The sequence below is a fragment of the Corallococcus sp. CA054B genome (assembly GCF_003611625.1).
Classification (GTDB): domain Bacteria; phylum Myxococcota; class Myxococcia; order Myxococcales; family Myxococcaceae; genus Corallococcus; species Corallococcus coralloides.
In genome coordinates, this window is the sequence record NZ_RAVY01000357.1 from 1 (window position 1) to 3,604 (window position 3,604).

At 70.0% G+C, this 3,604-nt stretch carries 2 protein-coding genes and 1 pseudogene; all 3 read left to right on the forward strand.

The window, feature by feature from the left end:
- Positions 1-141 precede the first annotated feature (141 nt).
- On the forward strand, positions 142-1,680 hold the full coding sequence (locus tag D7V80_RS40475; RefSeq protein ID WP_120593093.1) for an NAD(P)/FAD-dependent oxidoreductase: 1,539 nt from the start codon (positions 142-144) through the stop codon (positions 1,678-1,680).
- A gap of 77 nt (positions 1,681-1,757) precedes the next feature.
- Positions 1,758-2,966: a DNA polymerase III subunit gamma/tau gene (gene dnaX / locus D7V80_RS40480; protein ID WP_120593094.1), complete on the forward strand. Its 1,209-nt coding sequence runs from the start codon at positions 1,758-1,760 to the stop codon at positions 2,964-2,966.
- Positions 2,967-3,318: 352 nt separating this feature from the next.
- A pseudogene (locus tag D7V80_RS40485) lies at positions 3,319-3,604 on the forward strand (hypothetical protein); the annotation flags it as partial.

Sequence of the window (3,604 nt, forward strand, 5' to 3'; positions counted from 1 at the left end):
GGCCGGAGGCGCGTCGGAGGTGGGGGCGTTCACGTGGCGGGCGCGACTCTTTCCGGCCCTGACGTCCAGCGCAAGACGCACGGTGTTTGTCGGGGAGGCCAGGGCTCGGGTAGGAACGGCCTTTTCCCCAAGGAGGAAGACATGCCAGACGTCATCGTGGTGGGCGCGGGCCACAACGGACTTGTCGCGGCGGCGATGCTCGCGCGCCGGGGCCTGTCGGTCACCGTGCTGGAAGAGAAGGACCAGGTGGGCGGCGCGTGCAAGACGGAGTACCCGTTCCGCACGGCCCCGAAGCTGGGCGTCTCCACCGGCGCGTACCTCCTGGGGCTGATGCCGCCGGAGCTGCTCCAGGAGCTCCAGTTGGAGCTGCCCCTCAAGCGCCGCGACCCGCACTACTTCCTGCCCACGATGGACAAGCGCTACCTGCTCTTCGGCTCGGATGAGCGGGAGTTGGAGCGGCAGTTCCGCGAGTTCTTCTCCGAGGCGGACTGGAACGCCCACGTCGCCATGAACACGGAGCTGGCGGCGCTGCGCGAGGACCTGGCGCCCGCATGGCTGCTGCCGCCCCGGCCGCTGGAGGAGACGGCGGAGCGGTACGTGCGCCCTGCCCTGCGCCAGCACTTCATCCATCTGTGTCGCGGCACGGCGCGCGAGTACCTGGAGCGCTTCGGCTACAAGTCCGACTTCGTGAAGGCGATGTACGCCGTCACCGACGCGTTCTCCGGCCTGGACGGCGGCTACGACACGCCGGGCACGGGCATGAACCTGCTGGTGCACAACCTCTGCCGGCTGCCGGGCAGCGGCGGCACGTGGATGATTGTCGAAGGCGGCATGGGCACCGTCACCCAGCGCATCGCGGCGCTGGCGCGCAAGCACGGCGCCCAGCTGCGCACGAACGCGAAGGTGGCGTCGGTGCGCGTGGACAGCGGCGTGGTGAAGGGCGTGGTGCTGGAGAATGGCGAGGAGCTGTCCGCGAAGGTCGTGGTCTCCAACGCGGATCCCTTCCGCACGCTGAAGCTGGTGGACTCGGAGGCGATGAACAAGGAGTACCGAAGCATGGTGGACGGGCTGTCCGCGCCGGGCACCACGCTGAAGGTGAACCTGTGCCTCAAGTCCCTGCCCACCTTCACCTGCCTGCCGGAGGACCGGGGCCAGTTCGGGCCCACCATCCACCTGCTGCCCCAGGAGGATGACGTGCTGGGGGCGCTGGCGCACGGCTACAAGGAGGCGAAGGCGGGCCGGCTGGCGGAGTTCCCCTCCATCGAGTGGTACGTGCACACCACGGTGGATCCGTCCCTGAAGGACGCGGAAGGCCACCACAACTCCGCCCTCTTCGTGGAGTGGGTGCCGGAGAAGCTGGAGGGCACCACCTGGGAGAAGGAGGAGGCGCGCTACGTGAAGCACCTCCTGTCCATCTGCGACCGCTTCGCGCCCGGCACCAGCGACCTGGTGCAGGAGTACTTCGCGCTCACGCCGCCGAAGATTGAGTCCCACTTCGGCATCACCCGCGGCCACATCCATCATGTGGACAACAAGCGCGGGTTCACCGACCGGCTGCCCTATGAGACGCCGGTGCAGGGGCTCTACTTCTGCAGCGCGGGCTGCCATCCGGCGGGAAGTGTCATCGGCGCGGCGGGCCACAACGCGGCCAACGTGGTGCTACAGGCGCTCGGACGCTGACACGGAGTGCGTCTCACGGCGGGCGGAATGGACGTTCCATGGATCCTTTTGCCCGCCGTGTTTAGATGGTTGTCCCCATGAGCTACCTCGTCCTCGCCCGCAAATGGCGCCCGCAGAAGTTCGATGACATGACCGGCCAGGAGCACGTGGTCCGGACCATCGGGAACGCCATCAAGATGGACCGGGTCGCGCACGCGTACCTGTTCTGCGGTCCTCGAGGGGTGGGCAAGACGACGGCCGCCCGCCTGCTCGCCAAGGCGCTCAACTGTGAGCAGGGCCCCACGGCGACCCCGTGCGGCACCTGCCGGGCGTGCACCGAAATCACCACCGGCACCAGCGTGGACGTGGCGGAGATCGACGGTGCGTCCAACAACGGCGTCGAGAACGTCCGCGAGATTCGCGAGAACGCGAAGTACCTGCCGCAGCGCGACCGCCACAAGATCTACATCATCGACGAAGTCCACATGCTCTCTGGCGCGGCGTTCAACGCGCTGCTGAAGACGCTGGAGGAGCCGCCCGGTCACGTGAAGTTCATCTTCGCGACGACGGAGGCACACAAGCTCCCGGACACCATCCTGTCGCGCTGCCAGCGCCACAACTTCCGGCGCATCTCCGCGGCGCGGATGCTCCAGCGCCTGAAGGAGATCTGCCAGGCGGAAGGCGCGGGCATCTCCGAGCAGTCGCTGTCGCTGGTGGTGCGTCAGTCCGAAGGCGGCATGCGCGACGCGCTGAGCCTGTTGGATCAGATTCTGGCGTCATGCGGTCCCAACCCCACGGACGAGGCCGTCGCGGAGGCGATGGGCGCCATCGACCGCACGGTGGTGCAGGACTTCGCGGAGGCGCTGGTCCGCAAGGACGCGAAGCGCGTGCTGGGCCGCGTGGATGAAGTGTTCAACCGGGGCCTGGACCTGAAGCGGCTGGCGGAGGAGCTGGCGCTGCAGCTGCGGCACCTCTTCGTGACGAAGTCGCTGGGTGAGGCGCCCGCGGAGCTGGCGGAGTCCGAGCAGAAGGCGCTCGTGGCGCTGGCGAAGGAAGCGGACACGGCGCAGCTGTCGCGGCTGTTCGACATCGTGCACGGCTGCATCTGGGACGTGTCGCGAGCGGCGCAGCCCCGGCTGGCGCTGGAGATGGCGCTGCTCAAGGCCATCCAGCTGTCCCCGGCCGGTTCGATTCCCGACCTGCTGGCCCGCGTGGAGCGGCTGTCAGCGGGCCTTGGCGCGGAAGGCGCGAAGAACACGACCGGAGCGCCAGGAGGTCGCTCCGGTCCCGCGAACTTTCGCGTCTGAGGTCCAGGCCGAAGTCCGCGCGCCCGTAGCGGCAGCTCCGCGCCCTGTCGAAGGTCCGGGTGCGTCCGCGCAGACGGGCGCCATGCCGCGTCCGTTCGATGCGCAGAGTCCGTCCGCGCCCGCGGAGTCCTCGTCACGTCCAGTGCCTCCGTCCGCATCCGCGTCGCCGGCGGCCCCGCCGCGCATGGCGGACCCGCAGGGCCCGTCCGCGTACGCAGGGGCAACGCCACGTCCGTTCGATGCGCAGGGCCCGTCCACGCATGCGGGGGCCACCGTCCGGCCCTTCGAGGACACGCGCGCTCCAGCGCCCTCTGCATCACGCGGTGAGCCGGCTCCTGCCGGTGCGTCCGCCGTGGCCACCCGGACGCCGCCGGCCGCGCTGATGGAGGGCCTGTCTCCCGCGGCGGCCCGTCCCCTCTCCTTCCTTCGCAATGGCGGTGGCGCGGGCGGCCCCGTTCCTTCTCCCGCCGCCGTGCCTCCCGCGCCGGTGGTGATGGACGACCTGCCTCCGTCCGCCGCGCGCCCGCTGTCCTTCCTGCGCAATGGCGGCGCCGCGGCCCCCGCGATGGAGCGCCCTCCGGCCCCGGGCGTCGTCATGGACGACCTGCCCCCATCCGCGGCCCGTCCCCTCTCCTTCC

Bases quoted from the DNA above. Each gene is read 5' to 3' on its own strand.
- dnaX (WP_120593094.1), top strand. From the start codon at position 1,758: ATGAGCTACCTCGTCCTCGCCCGCAAATGGCGCCCGCAGAAGTTCGAT.
- D7V80_RS40475 (WP_120593093.1), top strand. From the start codon at position 142: ATGCCAGACGTCATCGTGGTGGGCGCGGGCCACAACGGACTTGTCGCG.